The sequence below is a fragment of the Paenibacillus harenae genome (assembly GCF_030812415.1).
GTDB lineage: Bacteria > Bacillota > Bacilli > Paenibacillales > Paenibacillaceae > Pristimantibacillus > Pristimantibacillus harenae_A.
The window spans coordinates 453,280-471,166 of sequence record NZ_JAUSST010000006.1 but is presented as its reverse complement, the minus strand read 5'-3'; the positions used below and the strand labels follow the sequence as shown (position 1 = coordinate 471,166).

Annotated in this window: 15 protein-coding genes; 6 read left to right on the top strand and 9 right to left on the bottom strand. The window is 49.7% G+C overall.

All coding sequences use genetic code 11. The features are described 5' to 3' along the window. Positions 1–27 precede the first annotated feature (27 nt). Entirely contained in the window at positions 28–594 is a 567-nt protein-coding gene (locus tag J2T14_RS23080; protein WP_307474831.1) for a GNAT family N-acetyltransferase, read from the top strand. Positions 595–673: 79 nt separating this feature from the next. Here J2T14_RS23080 and J2T14_RS23075 read toward each other — a convergent pair whose 3' ends face one another. Continuing rightward, positions 674–2,023, bottom strand: coding sequence for an aminotransferase-like domain-containing protein (locus J2T14_RS23075; RefSeq protein ID WP_307474562.1), 1,350 nt, complete (start codon positions 2,021–2,023; stop codon positions 674–676). A gap of 150 nt (positions 2,024–2,173) precedes the next feature. Between J2T14_RS23075 and J2T14_RS23070 the strand changes: the two genes are divergently transcribed. After that, positions 2,174–2,833, top strand: coding sequence for a nitroreductase family protein (locus tag J2T14_RS23070; protein WP_307474560.1), 660 nt, complete (start codon positions 2,174–2,176; stop codon positions 2,831–2,833). 138 nt (positions 2,834–2,971) lie between these two features. Here J2T14_RS23070 and J2T14_RS23065 read toward each other — a convergent pair whose 3' ends face one another. From J2T14_RS23065 to J2T14_RS23055, 3 genes are all read right to left on the bottom strand, one after another. Continuing rightward, on the bottom strand, positions 2,972–3,724 hold the full coding sequence (locus J2T14_RS23065) for a DUF975 family protein (RefSeq protein ID WP_307474558.1): 753 nt from the start codon (positions 3,722–3,724) through the stop codon (positions 2,972–2,974). Between the two features lie 105 nt (positions 3,725–3,829). Beyond that, a complete protein-coding gene (locus J2T14_RS23060) occupies positions 3,830–5,332 on the bottom strand; it encodes a response regulator (RefSeq protein ID WP_307474556.1) in 1,503 nt (500 codons plus the stop codon). Positions 5,333–5,351: 19 nt separating this feature from the next. Then, a complete protein-coding gene (locus tag J2T14_RS23055; protein WP_307474554.1) occupies positions 5,352–7,112 on the bottom strand; it encodes a sensor histidine kinase in 1,761 nt (586 codons plus the stop codon). 224 nt (positions 7,113–7,336) lie between these two features. Here J2T14_RS23055 and J2T14_RS23050 point away from each other — a divergent pair, with 224 nt between their 5' ends. The 3 genes from J2T14_RS23050 (at position 7,337) to J2T14_RS23040 (ending at position 10,464) form a co-directional block, all read left to right on the top strand. Next, entirely contained in the window at positions 7,337–8,653 is a 1,317-nt protein-coding gene (locus J2T14_RS23050) for an ABC transporter substrate-binding protein (RefSeq protein WP_307474552.1), read from the top strand. A gap of 105 nt (positions 8,654–8,758) precedes the next feature. Beyond that, on the top strand, positions 8,759–9,634 hold the full coding sequence (locus tag J2T14_RS23045) for a carbohydrate ABC transporter permease (protein WP_307474550.1): 876 nt from the start codon (positions 8,759–8,761) through the stop codon (positions 9,632–9,634). Then, entirely contained in the window at positions 9,634–10,464 is an 831-nt protein-coding gene (locus J2T14_RS23040; RefSeq protein ID WP_307474547.1) for a carbohydrate ABC transporter permease, read from the top strand. Before J2T14_RS23045 ends, J2T14_RS23040 begins: the two co-directional genes overlap by 1 nt. 61 nt (positions 10,465–10,525) lie before the next feature. Here the strand turns inward: J2T14_RS23040 and J2T14_RS23035 are convergent, their stop codons facing one another. From J2T14_RS23035 to J2T14_RS23015, 5 genes are read right to left on the bottom strand one after another with little or no spacing between them, the layout of a single operon-like run. Then, a complete protein-coding gene (locus J2T14_RS23035; RefSeq protein ID WP_307474545.1) occupies positions 10,526–12,235 on the bottom strand; it encodes an ABC transporter permease in 1,710 nt (569 codons plus the stop codon). Positions 12,236–12,251: 16 nt separating this feature from the next. Continuing rightward, a complete protein-coding gene (locus J2T14_RS23030; protein ID WP_307474543.1) occupies positions 12,252–13,259 on the bottom strand; it encodes an ABC transporter ATP-binding protein in 1,008 nt (335 codons plus the stop codon). Between the two features lie 8 nt (positions 13,260–13,267). Further along, positions 13,268–14,380, bottom strand: coding sequence for an extracellular solute-binding protein (locus tag J2T14_RS23025; protein ID WP_307474541.1), 1,113 nt, complete (start codon positions 14,378–14,380; stop codon positions 13,268–13,270). A 52-nt stretch (positions 14,381–14,432) separates the two neighbouring features. Next, entirely contained in the window at positions 14,433–15,251 is an 819-nt protein-coding gene (locus J2T14_RS23020) for an MBL fold metallo-hydrolase (RefSeq protein WP_307474538.1), read from the bottom strand. A gap of 24 nt (positions 15,252–15,275) precedes the next feature. After that, a complete protein-coding gene (locus J2T14_RS23015) occupies positions 15,276–16,421 on the bottom strand; it encodes a GntR family transcriptional regulator (RefSeq protein WP_307474536.1) in 1,146 nt (381 codons plus the stop codon). 306 nt (positions 16,422–16,727) lie between these two features. Between J2T14_RS23015 and J2T14_RS23010 the strand changes: the two genes are divergently transcribed. Then, positions 16,728–17,849 carry a metallophosphoesterase gene (locus J2T14_RS23010; RefSeq protein WP_307474534.1) on the top strand — a complete coding sequence of 374 codons (1,122 nt, stop codon included), beginning with the start codon at positions 16,728–16,730 and terminating at the stop codon, positions 17,847–17,849. The last annotated feature ends 38 nt before the right edge of the window (positions 17,850–17,887 follow it).

The following is a 17,887-nucleotide window of genomic DNA, read 5'->3' as shown; positions in this document are numbered from 1 at the left end:
AAAGAATATGATCCGGGAAATCGGAAAATGCAGTGCTGCGGAAAGTCCCAAATCGAAAAAGAAGGAACGGTGAATGAACCCTTGAAATTAGAAACCAAACGGCTGGTTATGCACACCATCGACCTCCCCCTCATCGAGGCAGCGGCTCGGAGGGATACGCAGGCCATAGAAGCCATAGGATTTAAAACGAATGGCGAATGGCCTACCCCGGATTTTTATGAAGCGATCCCCTATTTTCGTGAGCTCCTGGTACGAAATCAAGGAACAAGAGGATTCGATTCCTGGATCATGGTAGCGAAAGATACGCAAGAAATCGTTGGAGGCATCGGCTTTCTGGGCGATCCCGATCCGAACGGCATCATCGAAATCGGTTTTGCTACCAATGAAAGTCACCGCCGCAAAGGATATTGCAACGAGGCCGCGCACGCACTGCTGAATTGGGCTTCGGGACAGGAGAACGTCCAGCGTATCGTCGCCAGATGCGAACCCGGCAATATCGGGTCTGCCGCCGTTTTAACGAAATTGGGTTTCCGCTTGGATCGCAAGGACGCGCAATATGAGTATTGGAATTACGAACCCGACAATCGGCATTAAAGCGCTGACTCGCAAATGGGTGTCGTTGGGTATCTAATCGCTGAAAAAGCCCGCTTTCTGTGCGGGCTTTTTGTCGATTTTAAGATGGGAACTTGACTTCCTGCCTTACTTCTTCAACAATGCTCCGAACCCCTTCCTCGATTTGCTCCGGCTGTACCCGCGAGATGCTGATCCGCAAAAACTTTTCCCGTTCCCTGTAATCCGATAGATAAAATCGCTTGCCGGAGACGACAATGATATTTTTTGCCGCAAGTCGCTCTATCAAGCGTTCCAGATTGACCGCCTGCGGCAGCTTGAACTGAACGTACACACCGGAACGAACATCCGAAACTTCGAGTAATCCTGCATCGTTATGCCGCCGCACCGCCTCGTTCAGAACGTGAATCCGCGAAGCATATTGACTGGATATTTTGCGTTTGTGCCGCTCGTACATACCATTTTTTATATACACTTCGAGCGCCGCCTGGGAAAGCTGCGAGGTATCCGCGTATCTTTTGTATTCGCAGAACGACACCATCAGCTTTTCCGGCAAAACGACGGCGCCGAGCCTGAGACCCGGAAATATGATTTTTGAGAAGCTTTTTAAATAAACGACATGCGACGTACCGTTATAAGAGTAAATGGGGTCGATGCCCGCTTCTTCGCCCAAATCGGCCATGTAATCGTCCTCTACGACGTATATATCATATTTGCTTGCCAGACGGGCGATCGTTTTCCTCTCGTTCGCGCTGTACGAGGTGCCGAGCGGGCTATGGTACCTAGACATGGTGTAGAAAAACTTGATTCCGCCATGTCTGAATTTCTCCTCCAATTCCCGTAAATCGATGCCTGTCGTCGAACGCGCGATTCCGCATACCGGAATGCCCTCCGCCTCAAGAAACCGCATATAAATATCATAGCTCGGCTGTTCGACTAGGATAACCGAATTTCCGTTCGGAAACGGCATTTTAGCCAATATTTCGAGCGCTTGGTTGGCACCTGCCGTTACGATGATCCTCTCCGCTTTGGCAAACACTTGATCTCCGGCCAAATGAGAAACGAGAGTATGACGAAGCGTTTCCATGCCTTTCGAATCGCCGCAGGTGAACAAGTCGAATTTGTAAATGTCTAAAGCTTTGTTCAAGCAGTGCTGGAAATCCAGATACGGAAACACGCTCGGATCCGGTGACGAGGAGGCAAAATCTATCGTCTTGCTCTCCGTTAAGTTAGACCGATTCCCCTGCTTTTCCACCACGTAATAACCGCTTTGAGCAATCGAGTAAATGGCGTGGCGTTTCTCCAATTCAGCATATGCCCGCGTAATCGTGCTGACGCTGCAGTCATACAGCTTGGCGGCATCTCGGACGGACGGAAGCTTTTGACCCGAAACGAATTGTCCTTCATTGATTTTTCGGTCTATATCGGAGAGAATATCCAAATATTTTTTCATTTCGCCCCCTCGCTTTCTATTGCTCATTATATAAGACTCGTGAAAGTGTTACGATACAGTTTGGAAAAAACGCTATGGTTGCGCATCGTGTATTGGATTAACATGTATTTACAACCACACAATAGAAGTATTCAAAGGAGTCGATCGAGAATGTCATCCTCTATTCATACCGATTTTCTCTCCCTATTCCGTGAACGTCATTCCGTCAGATATTTTGATGCATCGTACAAACTCAGCGAACAAGAAATCAAGGAGCTTTTGGAAGTCGCGGGCGCTGCCCCGTCGTCATGGAACCTTCAACACTGGAAGTTCATCGCCTTTACCGAGGCGACAGCCAAGGAAAAGCTGCTTCCTATCGCGAATGGTCAGAATCAAATCGTGGACTCTTCCGTTACCGTCGCCATACTCGGGGACTTGGAGGCCAATCGGAATGCCGAAACCGTATACGGGCCCGTCATTCGGTCCGGACTAGAGGATTCTTACGCAGGCTACACTTCCCATCAAATCCTGTTCGCTCAAATCGAAGAGGCTTATGCGGCAAGCGAATCTTCCTCCTATCGGCGCGACGAAGCCATTCGCAACGCATCGCTGGCGGCTATGCAGCTTATGCTGGCCGCGAAAGCGAAAGATCTCGACTCGGGTCCGATGGTCGGCTTCGATGCCGACGCCTTCGTCAAAGCGTTCAATGTCCCGCCGCGTTATGTTCCGGTCCTGCTCGTAGCCATTGGCAAGGCGGCTAAACCTGCCCGGCCTACCTCCCGCTTCCCGGTAGAGCAAACAATCATCTGGAACGGGTTTGAGTCCGATTGACCATATCTTTCAGGAGCGGAAGAAAAGCTCTTGAATGGAGAACCCGAAGAGGGCTGCGACAGCCTGCCCTACGGCAACCTGTCGCAGCCCCCAAACCCTGTCGTTGCGGACACCGCGATAACGGCAGGTGTACTTGATTTAAAGGACAGGTATCCGTTTGAGCCTCAGTTCTTCTACGGTTGTCAGACCGTCCTTCAGCGCCTGTTCACGTAACCGCAAGTAAAGCTCCGCCTTCGTGGCATTGATATAGGGCATCACAAACAAGACGCCGATGAAGAATACCAACAGGCCGAGAAGGATCCAGCCGAGAAAGCTTAGATCAAGCACGAATATGCGAAACTTATGTCCCCGAGTCATTTGCTTGCTTAAATCCACCGCGCGCCTGTAGCCAATGTTAGGGTTGTCCGCCAAAATGAACGGTACCATGCTGTATGCGTAAGATTTTACGATGCCCGGGATGATGAGGAGCAGAAACCATAAGAAGTTCAGAAAACCTCTCCAGAGCATCGATTTCACGATATCCCAATATCTTTGCTTGTTAAACGCAAAGCCTAAATGGTTGAGATTCACCTCATGTTCCGCCGATTGCTTGAAGTAACGCATCGAACCAACCTCAAGGGGAAAACAGAGAAAGATACGAAACGCAAGCGCGAACACAAAAACAACAATAAAAACGATTATTGCGATAGCAAGGAAAGGCGCCAGGGCTTCCCAATCCACGTCCATGCCGGAGGGGCCGGAGGAACCGGATGATCCAAAGTTTAAGTTAAAGCTCGGAGGGCTGCCGCCCCCACCGACGAATACCAGTATAATACTGACCAAAAAAGCCTTCCAATACGATGTTCGCAGCACCTCTTTAGCTTTTCGTTTTAGTTCACTACGGTCCCACATTGCGATCCCTCTCCCCATGTATACTTCGTCTTCCAGATTAGTAACCATAGATAATATAATACGAAAATCTGCGAATCATTCGTATAATCGTACTATTATGCGCCTTCACGTTTGTGAACGAAGCTTTTCCTTGTACTCGGTCGGGCTGCAGCCTGCATATTCCTTGAAAACACGGGAGAAATAGTGCTGATCGCTAAACGAAAGCGCATCGGACACTTCCTTTACCATTAGCTCCGGCTTGGCTTCCATCAGTCTGCAGGCTTCCTCGATTTTTAACTGCATGTAATAGTGCACAAAGGTGCTGTTCGTATACCGCTTAATAATGCGGCTAATATAGGACGGACTGACATGGAACTTCTGGGCCAAATCGGCAATAGAGAGCTGCGAATATTTGTGAAGCAGCACATAGCCGTTAATTTGCGCGAACAGCTCCTCTCCGCTTTTTCGATTGCGGGCATGGAGCAGTTCAAAGCTTTTCTCCGACCACTTGAGCAGTTCGGAGCTGAAATGGGAGTAGCTTTCCGGCTCGAACATATTCGGAATGTCTGCCGCAAGATTCATCCGCTCTTCCAACTCATCCTCGGGCAATGCTTGAATAAATGCGTTTGTTAATTCGTTCAGCAAATCCTCAAGCTCCCCTATTCGTCTGTTCTCCGTTTGCCACTTTTGCAATTGCTCGGCGAGCTTTAAGGTAAATCGCTCCTTCTGACGCTGATGGATCATATCTATGAAATCTCTGATGAGAGCTTTGTTATCCCAGCGTTGCTGCACGATAGGGAAATCGGTGTCAAGAAGCACGGAAGCCGTAAGGTTAAGCTCGTTATCAAGCTTCCGACCGTATTGCTCGCAGTGCGGCCCCATTTTGTCCCGTTCAACGGTTTGGAAGCTGCCTGCCATTGATAAGTGGACACCGATCTCAAGCAGACGGCTGCGGACGGCATTCATCCAGGCAGCGGCCGTAGGGAATTTTTCTTTGACCGCCTTTTGCAGCAGCACGATAAAGCGATTGGATGCGTTTAACGGGAGCACCCGGCATTTATAAGGGGCGCTTGCAGCAGACAGCTCGTTCTGCAGCAGCTGGGCGTGCCATTTATCGGCTCCTTCCGTAAAAGGCTGCTTGCCAAGCACAAATAAAAAGCTGATCTGCTCAAGGGGATCGGAGCTAAGCTCGAAGGCGTGCAAGTAAGCCGGATCAACCATCCCGCGGAGCGGTTCCAGCTCGCTCCTCTTGTCTTTCTTCAGTTGGTCGATCATGCGCTCCATGACCTCCAGAAGCTGGGGACGCTCCACAGGCTTTAGAAGGTAGTCGAATACTTGTAAATTAAGCGCCTTGCGCGTATATTCGAAGTCACTGTAGCTGCTGATGAGCAGCACTTTAAGCTGCGGATGCAGCAGCTTGGCTTGTTCGATCAGCGCCAGCCCGTCGAGCTTCGGCATCCGGATGTCGGTTAACAGGATATCCACCGGATGTTCATGCAAATAGTCCAGCGCCTCCTCGCCATTGTAGGCGGTCGCGACAACCCGAATCTCCAGCTGGGACGATTCAAGCAGCGCCTTAATGTTGCGCAAGATCGGCTTGCTGTCCTCTGCAATAATCGCCGTAAACATGGCTTCCTCTCCCTCCCGCTTAATAGAAGTCCTTCGTCAGGGATCCGATAATTTGTATGGTTGTGCCCCGCCATTCATCGGTATTGTTGTAAATGTTGAAAAAGAGGCGGTTTTTGTACATCAGCTTAAGCCGATTCACCGTATTAACCACTCCCATATTTCCAAAGCCCGACTTGTGCAGGTGCAGTTCATGCGTTCTTTCATCGGAATTATCGATGTTGTCCATGATTTCCTTTATTTTATCCGCTGCTATGCCTTCCCCATTATCGCTAATTTCAATAGCCCACACGCCATTGTACAGTTTGACGCGAATTTGAATCCGCCATGGCGGATCGGCATTGTCGAAAGCGTGCTCGATGCAATTCTCGACAAAGGGCTGAATGACGAGACGCGGCAGCTGAATGAGCTTGGCCGATTCATCGGCAATAATCTCCCACTCCAGATCGTCCTCGTAATTGTGCTGAACGAGCGACAAGTAATGTCTGGTATGCTCTAGTTCTTCTTCCAGCGTGACATGCTCATAGGGAGAAGACACAATGTAGCGCAGGCTGTCGGACAAATGCTTGCACATATCGGATACCGCATTGTTCTTGCCCTCCTGCGCAGCGATGCTGATCAAGTAGAGAACGTTATGAATAAAGTGCGGCGCGATTTGCGCTTGCAGCGCCGAGTTGCGCGCTTTCACCTCTTCATGAAGCGCGAGCTTCTCGCGTTCGATCGATTGCTGAAGCCTGTCAAGCAGCTCCTGGAAGGATTCGTTCAGCGCGATCAGCTCATTGTTATGAGCACGATTATCCACTTTAATGTTCAGATTGCCGTACTGAATCCGGGAAATTTGGCTGCGCAGCTTGCGAATCGGGAGCAGCAGATTTTTGCTGGACAAATAAATATAGGCGAAAGAAAACAGCATTAAGGCCGTGAATAGCAGAATCGATAGATATTTGACCGAATTGACCGGTCCGAGAACATCCTGGCGCGGCGTTACGACATAGGTTGTCCAGCCCGTGCTTAGCGACGTGCGGTAGGCAATATAATTTCGGGAGTGATCCATATACATGCCGCTGTTTTCATCGCTGGCCGTCATCAGCTTTGGCTGCTCGCTGCCCGTTTTGGCGCCGCTGGAGCTCGAGATGACTTGCTTATCTTGATCGATGATATAGATGTCGCCGGTAGCGATGTCCCTGGTCGGCATTTGCAGATAAGACTTGTCCAGCTCGATTGTCAAATAACCGAAGGTTTGCCCGTTTTGGTTAATAATAGCACGCGTAAAGATCGTCTTGCCGGACGGTTGTTTGCTTAGCATATAACTGCTTTGAAGCATAGACATGGCGTCTGAGTATTCGTTCATATAGGCTTCGACGGAAGGCGCATCCGAAAGGAGACCGATGTAGGAAGCGATGGCTTTGCCGTCGAGATTATAGATCGTCATATCCCTGATGTTCATGCTCGGCCCGATGGCCTCGAACATCATCGCCTTCAGCTCGCGGCTTTGCTTCAAGCCTTCGATGGTGTAGGTCGACTTGTATCCCGCGGATAAAGTATCGAAAATTCGCCTGTTGGATAAAATACGGTGCGATAGCTGATTTTGGCTATTGATATATTCGTCAAGCTGATTGCTTATATTGGCTGCGGTGAGCAGCTTTTCGTTTTCGTTTCGTTCCTTAAGCGGCTTGATTACCAGCCAGTTAACGTAGGCAAGAAAGCAGCAAAGCACGATTAGGAGCAGCACCAGAAAGGTCAGGAAAACCTTGGTTTGCAGGCTTGCGCGAAAAGCGAACAAACCTCTCCTCTTTTGTAAAAACCTCAAAATGATCACCCCAGCCGTCATTAATGCTCCTACTTTACCATTACGCCTCTCGGATGAACAAGCTTAAAGTTAGTTCAGAATATTACACATGGATTGTAAATGGGGATCATGTACCTTGCCTGATCCAGGCCCTATAATCAATCCTGTAAGCAGCTATCTCATGCACGCGGCTACAAACGCACAGAGGGGGAATTACATTGAAAACAAAAACTAAAAAAATGACAGTAAGCATCGTTACGGCATTACTGGCGGTATCGCTCGCAGCCTGCGGTGCGAACAACTTAAGCAACAATGAATCCGGCAACACCGGAAACGGCGGCAAAGGCGAGAAGGTAACGATCGAGCTGGCGATTTCCAAAAGCTCGCAGGATTCAGCGTTCGTAGCGCAATCGCTGCTCGACGAGTTCGAGGCGGCAACCAATATAAAGGTTAATCTTCAACTGCTTCCGGCAGAGCAAACGACAACCGTGCTGCAAACGAAGCTTGCCGTCGATGAAACGCCGGATATTGTCCAATATAACCTGGCAAGCGCAACGACCGACTTGAACCTGGAGCGCAATTTCGAGATTCTTGACAACGAGCCTTGGGTAAGCCGGATTCTGAACAAAGACGTATTGTCGGCTTACGGCCACGTATACAGCTTCCACGTTAGTCAAGATACGGGGATGCAAGGCGTTGTCTACAACAAGGATATGTTCAAGGAATTGGGCCTCGAAATCCCTAAAACCTTCGAAGAGTTCCTCGCCGTGTGCGAAGCGATCAAAGCAAGCGGCGTAACACCGGTATTTATGCCGTTCAAGGATGCATGGGCGGCGAACATTTGGCCGGCGGCAGCATTTGCCGACTATGCCGCGAAAAACGATCCAACGCTGTTCGACGACTTGAACGGCAACAAAAGAAAATGGACCGACGTGCCTGAATTCGAGAAATTTTTGGACCAGCAATACCAAGTGTACAAAAAAGGCTACACGAACGCGGATATTTTGAGCGACAGCTACGACATGGCCGTAGGCAAATTCCTGAACAAGGAAGTTGCGATGATGTTCATGGGCGACTGGCTGATCGAAAGCGTCAGCAAGCAAGACCCGTCTCTGAGCCTTGGCTTGTTCGCGATTCCTTCCGATCAAGATGCCAAACTTGGCGCAAGCCCGCTTGGCGGACAGCTGTTCATTCCTAAAAAAGCGAAACATATGGCTGAAGCGAAAAAATTCCTCGAATATATCGCATCGAAGGAAGTCGCGCAGAAGATCGTTGATCAGCAAGCCTATGTATCCAACTTGAACGACGTCACGACGCCCGAGCTTCCGGCTTACAAGCAGGAGATTGTCGACAACTACATTACGCCTAAGCTGACGACTTTGACGACCGACGCTTTCATGCTGGTTGACCGCAGCGAGCTTTACAGAAGCTTGCAGGATGAATTCACTGGCGCAAAAACGCCGAAGCAAGTGCTGGAAGCATGGAACACGAAATTTGCCGAGCTTATGAAGGATAAAGGCGTAGAAGGCTTCTAAGCTGGAACGTTCATTCATAATGGAGGAAATGCTGCTGCCGCTGCCCGTTAGCGGCGGCAGTTTGCGCTTAATGATCAAAAATATAGACGCTTGGTGGGATGTGCGATGTTGAAACGATCCAAAAGCATGTATGCCTACTATCTGGTCTGGCCCGCATTGCTTATCTATTCCGTGTTTTTCGTAGTACCGGCCATTATCGGCTTCTACTATTCCTTCACCGATTGGCGGCTTGACCGCGACACGATCACGTATATCGGCTGGGATAATTTCAAAAGAATTTTTTCGGATGAAACGCTTCTGCTCGCCATGAAAAACACGCTTATTTTTGCAATCGTAACCGTAATCGGCAAAAACGTTCTCGCCATAGCGCTCGCGGTTGCTCTGAACATGCGCCTAAAAACGCGAAATTTTCTTCGAGCGATCTTCTATTCGCCGTCGATTCTGAGCGTCCTTGTCATCAGTATCGTATTCACTCCGATGCTGCGCACGGAGGGCATGATTAACCGGATGTTCGAGACGATCGGCCTCGGCTCTTTCAGCCAGGCTTGGTTGACCGATCCTTCTATCGTTATTTGGACGGTTGCAGCCGTATCCATCTGGCAGCACACGGGCTTCCAAATGGCGATTTATTTGGCCGGGCTTCAATCCATCTCCAAAGAATATTACGAGGCGGCCACGATCGACGGAGCCGGTTTGTGGAAAAGCTTCATCCATATAACGCTGCCGCTCCTGCTGCCCGCTATCAACATTAACCTGATGCTCACGCTCATCGGCGGCCTGAAAGTATTCTCCGAGGTATTCGTCCTGACGGGCGGCGGCCCCGGCAATGCTTCGCAAGTCGTCGGAACGATTATATTGCGGGCGTTCGGCGAAGGCAGCTGGGGACTTGGCACGGCGATCAATACGCTGCTTTTCATTATCGTTACCATTATTTCGATTCCGCTTCTGATCTTTATGCGGCGCAAGGAGGTTGCTGAATAATGATCTTCAAACGCAAGCTGGCGCTGCGCAACTATGCGGTGGAAATCTTTCTGCTTATCGCTTCTCTAGCCATTATTTTGCCTCTGCTGATGATGATCTTCGGCTCTTTCATGACAAGCGCGGAGGTAACGAAGTTTACGATCAGGCTGCCTGACAAATGGCTGTTCTCCAACTACGTGAAAGTATTCCAGGAGGGCGGGCTGGGCAGGGCGTTCCTGAACGGTATCGTCATAACCGGCGTTTCCTCCATTCTGAATATCGTGACCTCCTCCGCGGCGGCCTTCATTCTGGCCCGCAGGGAGAGCAAGCTGTCGAGCTACTTGTACCTGTTCTTCTTCATGGGGCTGATCGCTCCGATGTCGACGATAACGACGATTCGCGTCGTGCAATGGATGGGCTTCTATGGCAGCGTGACTAGCGTCATCTTTATCTATGCTGCCCTTAATACGGCTTTCAGCATGTTCCTGTACAGCGGGTTTATCAAATCGATACCGAAGGTGCTCGATGAGGTGGCGTTTCTGGAGGGAGCGAATTTGTTCTCGGTCTTCTTCCGCATTATTACGCCGTTGATCGTACCGGTCAACGCAACGGTCGCCATCATGGTATTTATGTCCGTATGGAACGACATCACGATTCCGCTCTATTTCCTGACGGACAGCTCTACGTGGACGATGCCGTTGTCCGTATACAATTTCTACGGCAAATACAGCCGCGACTGGAACCTGATCTTCGCCGATCTGGTCATGACCTCGCTGCCGGTGCTCATCCTGTATCTGTTCGCCCAGAAGTATATCGTAAGCGGTCTGACAGCAGGAGCAGTCAAAGGTTGATTTCATATGCAATAACCCCGCTTCCTTGGAGGCGGGGTTATTCGTACCAATGAAACGCTCTCTAAACCCTGCTTTTTCTTCCATAAACCAAATATAACGTAATCGCGGACATGATCATCAAGATAACGGAATAGACCAACGTTAACGCTTTGGTGTCGGCCAGAGCCTGCGTATCCGTACTGTTCTTGATTACGATGCCAAGCGGCTGGTACAAAGGATGATAAAGGAACACGGTAAGATCGTAATCCGCCAATATACCGTTGAAATTCAAAGCAAGAACGGCAAGCGTTGACGGGAGTATAATGGGCAACAATACTTTTCTGAACGTATAGAACGTTTTGGCGCCCAAATTTTTCGCCGCATCCTCCAGATTGCCGTCCAGACTGAAGAAGGACGCCTTCACCATTCGGAGGGTAAATGGGATGTGCACGATGACATAAGCAAGAAACAGCATCCAAACCGTCCCCACTAAGATCGAATTTCCGATAATAAATCTTGGCGTATTAAACGTTACGATCAGGCCGATCGCGATTAATGTCGAAGGCAGCATCCAAGGGATCAACAGCGAATACTCCAACGCGAATGTCCACTTGTTCTTGTACTTATGCAAAATTCGCGAAGCCGCCAAGGCCAACGCAACAACGGTGACCGATGCCGCGGCCGCGTAAACGATGCTGACAAGATATGGCTTAAACGCCGACATGTCGGAGAACACCGTCATGTAATTGCTCAAGGAGAAGCTGCCAAGGCTGAGCGTTGCCGTTGATATGCTGTGCGCATCCGTGAACGAAAAGACGACAATAAGTACAACCGGAATGATATAAAGGAGAAACAGGCAGTACGCCGCGATATGCGCGGCAATGTTTCCGAACCTATTGTTGATTTTCTGCTTGACCATCTCCGATTTCACTTTGGAAACGGACATGAAATTCCCTTTCCGTTCGAACCGGATCATAATGGTTAACAGCACCAATGTGGCCAGGCCTAGAATGAGCGCCAGCAGCGCGGCTAAATCTCGGGAAGACACGCTGTTCGAAAAAGTGAGGATCATCGGCGTAATCGTTTGAAACTCGGCCCCGCCCAGGATCAGAGGAGCGGACGTTGCCGCGAGGCCCGTCAGGAAGATCAGAATCGTCAGCGCGAACATCGTAGGCTTCAAGACCGGCAGAACAACCCTCCATAAAATATAAAAGGTTGATGCGCACATGTTTTTCGCCGCTTCCACGGTTTGAAAATCGATTTTGCGAATCGCATTGCTTAGAAACAGGACATGGTTGGACGTGCAGGCAAAGGTCATGACGAATAGAACGGCCCAGTAGCCGTGAAACCACGTCGGATCAAAGGCAGGAAACAAACCAACCAACAGCTTGGTCATGAAGCCCGTTTCGCCATAAACGAATTTATACCCGGACACTAGAACGACGCCGCTATAGATCAGGGTCGTAAAATAGCCAAGCCTTAAAATCTTCGCGCCTTTGATATCGAAATACTCCGAGATCAGCACCAGGGCAACACCAACGATATTCACCGTAAAAACAAGGGACACGGCAAGTATAAAGCTGTTATACAAGCTCCTCATCGCGCGTTCGGACGACAGCAGCTTCTCCGCCGCCTCGAGCGAAAAATTGCCGTCCTTAAAGAAGATTTCATAATAGATATTGATGTTCGGATAGATCAGAAAGGCAACGACAAACCAAGCGATCAGACCGTATAACGCAAGCGAGGTCGGATTGACGGATGTTAGCCTTTTCTTCGTTTTAATTGCAATCAACCCGCTTCCTCCTTCCCTAGTACTGCAGAATATCGCTGGTCTTGATATAGATATCAATCTCGTCTCCGACGTTATGCCGGGCAAATCCGCTTTCCTTCTCGATGGTCTTGAGTTCTCCCCCGCCGGCTACCTCGATGACGTATTTGCTGTACAATCCGTAAAACTCCTGATCCGCGATAGTCCCCTTCAATTGCACGGCATCTGCCCCCGGAAGAGGATGCAAGCTCACTTTTTCGTTACGGATATAGGCTATTTTGTTAGGATCGATAGCGTCCTTCAATCGGCTGTTTTGGATCATCTGCCGATCAATCTTATTGATATCGCCAATAAAATTGCATACGAATTCCGTCTTGGATTGATTATAAACTTGCTCGGGAGTATCGACTTGTTCTACGATTCCATTGTTGAATACGGCGATACGGTCGGATAAGGTCAACGCTTCTTCCTGATCATGGGTGACGTAGATCGTCGTAATCCCGAACTTCTTTTGAAGACTTTTCAACTCGTTTCGCAATTGCACCCTTAGCTTGGCGTCCAGATTGGATAAAGGTTCGTCCAGAGCAAGAATGCTCGGCTTTAGAATCAGCGCTCTCGCGATAGCAACGCGTTGCTGCTGGCCGCCGGACAATTCCGATACTTTCTTGAATAGCTGATCCTCCTTCAAATCCACCTTCCGGGCAATGTCCCTCACTTCGCGGTCTATTTCTTCCTTCGAGGCCTTCTTGACGCGCATGCCGAAGGCTATATTCTCATACACGTTCATCGTCGGAAACAGCGCATAACTTTGGAATACCATGCCGATCCCTCTTTTTTCGATGGGCACATGGGTAATGTCCTTGTCTCTTAACCTGATCTGTCCGCTCGTAGGATTGATAAATCCGACCAAACCGCGAAGAATCGTCGTTTTCCCGCAGCCGGACGGACCGAGGAAAGTAAAAAATTCGCCTTCTTCGATATGCAGATTGAGGTTCTTGATCGCATGGAAATCACCGAACTTTATTTGAATATCGTTAAATGTTATCATAGCTGCCTCTATTGCATGATCTGCAATTCGATTTTCTCCACCCATTGTCCGATGTTGTCGGCAATGAAGCCCCAATCCAAAGGCTGTGCTTTCAAACTCGCATACAATTCCTTCACGGACTCATTGGCTTGCTCGGCTGCTTTCGTATTCGCGGGCATGGAGTTGAACTGAGCGGCGAATTCTCCTTGGACTTCGGACGTTCCCATCCACTCGACGAACCGCTTTGCCGTTTCAAGCTTCTTGGTTCCGTTCACGATCGCCGCGTGCTCCACGATCATAGGAACGCCGATTTCCGGACTTACGGTGCCCGCCTTCACTTTATACTGCTCTTCCTTGCTGCCGAGCGTACCGGAAACGACCGCTCCAAGCGGAGTCTTGCCGCTTGCCAGATTGGCGTAGAAATCTTCGCCTTCGACCGCTCTCACTCCGTTGTCGAACAATTGCTTCACTTCATTCCAGCCTTCTTCGGAAATGCCGAGGTCGCCGTTCGAATCCTGGTGTCTGGTCAGTATGCCGGCTACGACGAGCTGCGGCGTAATTTGTCCGAGCAAAGTAGGCGCTTCGTATTTGCCTTTGAACGCTTCGTTTTTGTACAGATCCGTCCAATCCTTAGGCGCGGTTTCGGCCGTGAATTGTTCCGGATTGTAGCCAAGCAGAATCGCTTGCTTCACAAGACCATGATAGAAGCCTTCGGGATCGTTCAAGCCCGTCTCCACTTCTCCGGCCCACTGCGGCACATGTTGAATCAGAACGTTTTCCTTCTTCAAGGTTTCATAGAGCATATTGTTCAAGCCGTATACGACGTCCGCAATCGGATTGTTCTTCTCCGCGATCAACCGGCTCGTCAGATTGGCGCCGCCCGCTCCGACGATTTCAATCTCGAAGCCGGCGCTTTTCGCTTTCTCGATCAGCCATTCGCCGCGGCCGTCGGAGTTCGCGTTCGTGTAGACAATCAGCTTCTCGTTCTTAACCGGTTCTTCGGCTGCCGGTTCCGACGTTGCCGGCGTGTTGGACGATGAGGTATTGTTCTCGGCATTACTGTTCGTATTGCCCCCGCCGCAAGCCGAAACGACTAGACACAGAATCAACAACAAGGATAGGCTTACCATTTTTTTCATCATTCTCTTTAACACTCCTTTAGGTTATAGGTTGATGGCTTTCGTATCCGTATTTCTAGATGTAAACGATTAATCCGTCATGGGCGACCACGATTCCCGCAGGTTTGAAAATGTCTTCGAATTCATCATGAAGCAGTTTGGAATTATGGCTGAAATGCGTAACGATGATGTGCCCTTCCTCTTTCAAAATGTTTTCTTTCCGAAATTCACGCTGAGCCTCCAGCACAGTCTCTATGCACATATGATTGCGGTCCCGGGATTTTCCCGTGTAGCCATGCGTGCAGTCGAGGATGGCGCAATCCACCTGTTTCCCCTTCAGCCATGCCCACGTAGCTTCCGGAAACCAGCCCGAATCATGTCCATACAGCAGCTTTTTGCCCTCCTTCTCGATCACGTACAACAGGCAGGTTTCCATGCTGTCATGATCCGCGAGCAGCGGTGTAACCCGTGCATCGCCCACCGTTATCGTCTCGTAGGGACGCAGCAGATGAAAGTCGAATCTTTCTCCCGCAAATCGGCCGATGGCGACTCGCGTATGGTACATCACCGCATCGTTCCCGTAGATATGCAGAGGATGCTGAAGCTCGTGCGCGATTCCCGTTCTCCGGCACTCCAAATCATAAGCGTTGAAATGATCGGAATGCGTATGGGTAACAAGCAGATGCTCGATAGCGCCCAAATCAATGTCGTCGCGAAGCGCCTGCATATACGAATCCGGCGAATAGTCGAACTTGATGACATCGTCTATGATGGCCGAGCTCCGCGTACGTATGTTTTTTCCTCCAAGCTTCCGGGCTTTGAGGCAATGCTCGCAGCGGCAGAACGCATTCGGAAAACCTTCTGCGGCCGCGGTTCCAAGAAAATGTATTTTCATCTTTGCTCCACCTGTCCATCCGTCCTAACGAACGGATTTCCTCTCTACGATCGTTGTTTGAATTTTTATGGTAATTTGTTTTTCAAGCGAATGATTCACGCGCTTCATAAGCAGGTTGAAGGCCGATTGGGCAAGCTGCCCGGTATCTTGTCTGACCGTTGTCAGGGGAATCGGGCTTAACGCCGATAATTGGATATCGGAGAACCCGACAATCGAAAGCTTGTCAGGAACGGAAATCCCCATGCTCAAGGCTGTATTCAAGGTTGAAATGGCAATATGATCATCCCCGCACAAAAGGGCTGTCATTTGCGGATTGTCATGCATGAAAGTTTCCTGTTCAGGGTCACTCTCGTTAATGCGTCTTGTATCGCAGGGCACGCTCCTGAAATGGATATATTGGTTTTTGACAGGAATCGCATGGTCGAGCAGCGATTGAATGTAACCTTGATACCGTTCCTCCCTGCTGGTAATGTTATCGATCGCGTTCGACGTGTATCCGATTTCCCGGTGCCCCTTCTCGATCAAATACTTGGTCATCTGGTAAGAACCCAAATAATGGTCATGATACACGCAATCAATCTGTACTTCGCGAAATATTCGGTCAATAATAACGATCGGAAACTGTTGCAGCTTTAATCTCAGCACCTGGTCGCTGCATGTCTTGCGTCCTTGGGGAAATAAAATAATGCCGCTTATCCCGCCTTCCACAAGCCTCTGCAGGCAACGATCCTCGTCTTCCTTATCCTTGCTTATTTTCAGAATAAGATCGGAATCGTGCTTTCGCGCTTCGCTTTCGGCCGCCGCGATTATTTTTGATGTGTAATCAGATAGATGCGGCACGATGAGTGCGATCTGCTTGTTCTGCTTCTCTTCTTTTGGAAGCGCTTTACTTTCTGGTGGCAGCGCTCCGATATTCGACGCTCCTCCGTCCTGCTGACCGGAAAGGAAGGTCCCTCTTCTTGGCAATCGGTACACCAGCCCCTGATCGGCCAGTCGCTCCAACGCCAGCTTGCTCGTCATTCGGCTGACGCCGAACAGCTTCGCAAGCTCGCCTTCCGAAGGGACGGGATCATGCGGCTGAAGCCTGCGGTTCTCGATGATGCCTAACACCTTATCGGCAATTTGCAGGTACAGTTGATTCGATTTCTTTGGCGCATGCGCATTTTTCATCTAAGGTTATCCCTCGTTTTTATCAAAATCATAGACTGCAGCGGCTACAACAATCGCCCCCTAATGATTAGTCTACAAAGAGCGTAATTTATGTCACTGACATATTCAATGACATACTCGTTAAGATTGTGTAAATCGGCGTTTTATTTCGGAATTTTTATTTATATCGCCCCTATCTATATCAGTGATATAACCCGCCGGATGAACGCTCATTCCACTACCCGCCACGGCACCAATCAGGAGGTTCGTACGTATGAATTGAAGTTCGAGGTATAATTGAAGGCAGCATAATAAAAGGAGGACCACATGTTTATCATCATCGGGCTCTTATTTCTCGCTTTGTACGCCCTTATCGTATTCTACATCGGTTGGAGCGGTTGGGCGTGGATGAAGCCGGCGGTATCGCGCAGGTTCCGGCTATTCTATATCGTTGCGCTCGTTTTTTTGGCATGTTCTCTCTTTCTCTCCAGAATGGTAGAGGGTTCCGCTATTTTGAGCGTCATCGGCAGCTATTGGCTCGCTCTGTTCAGCTTATTGATCATGCTCCTGCCGCTCGTTCACCTTACGGTCTGGCTGACGAGGCTGACTCGGCTGCCGCGCCATTCCATCCAGAAATGGTCGGGAATCGCCACTTTGATTCTGCTGGCCGGTCTCCTCGGTTATGGCAGCTTCAATGCTTATAGTCCGACAGTACGATCCTATGACATACATATCGATAAGGTTGGCCCGGAGAACGGCGAACTTCATATCGTGATGGCGTCCGATATGCATTTTAGCTATTTATCGGGAAAAAACCATGCGGAACGGATGGTCGAGGAAATAAACGCGCTGGAGCCGGACATCGTGTTGTTCCCTGGCGATATTGTGGATGACGATATTGTGCCTTATAAGGACAAAGGCATCGGCGATATTTTATCGGAGATCGAAGCTCCTCTCGGAGTCTTCGCCTCATTGGGTAATCATGACCGGTTCAAAGGCGAGACGGAGGAGTTAATCGGGCTTATCGAGGAAAGCGGAGTCGGAGTGCTTTATGACGAAACGATCCAGGTTGGAGACTGGCTCACGCTAGTCGGACGGAAAGATTACAGCGATACGGAGAGAGCGGAGCTGTCTAGCTTAACGGAAGACATCGATCGCTCGAGGCCGGTCATTATGCTGGAACATCAACCGGTCGAGTTCGATATCGCGAAGGATCAAGGCATCGACTTGATGGTATCCGGTCATACCCATCACGGACAGATCGCGCCAGGCCATTTAATAACCGATAGGTTGTTTGAAAATGATTGGGGCCACTTGCAGAAAGGGTCGCTGCATTCCATTGTATCCTCCGGCTACGGCTTCTGGGGCCCGCCGATCCGCATCGGATCGAGGGCGGAAATCGTGTCCATACATGTCCGTTTCTCCAATTCGGAAAGTAAGCGCAACTAGAAAGGACAACCCGGATACCCGGGTTGTCCTTTTTTGCG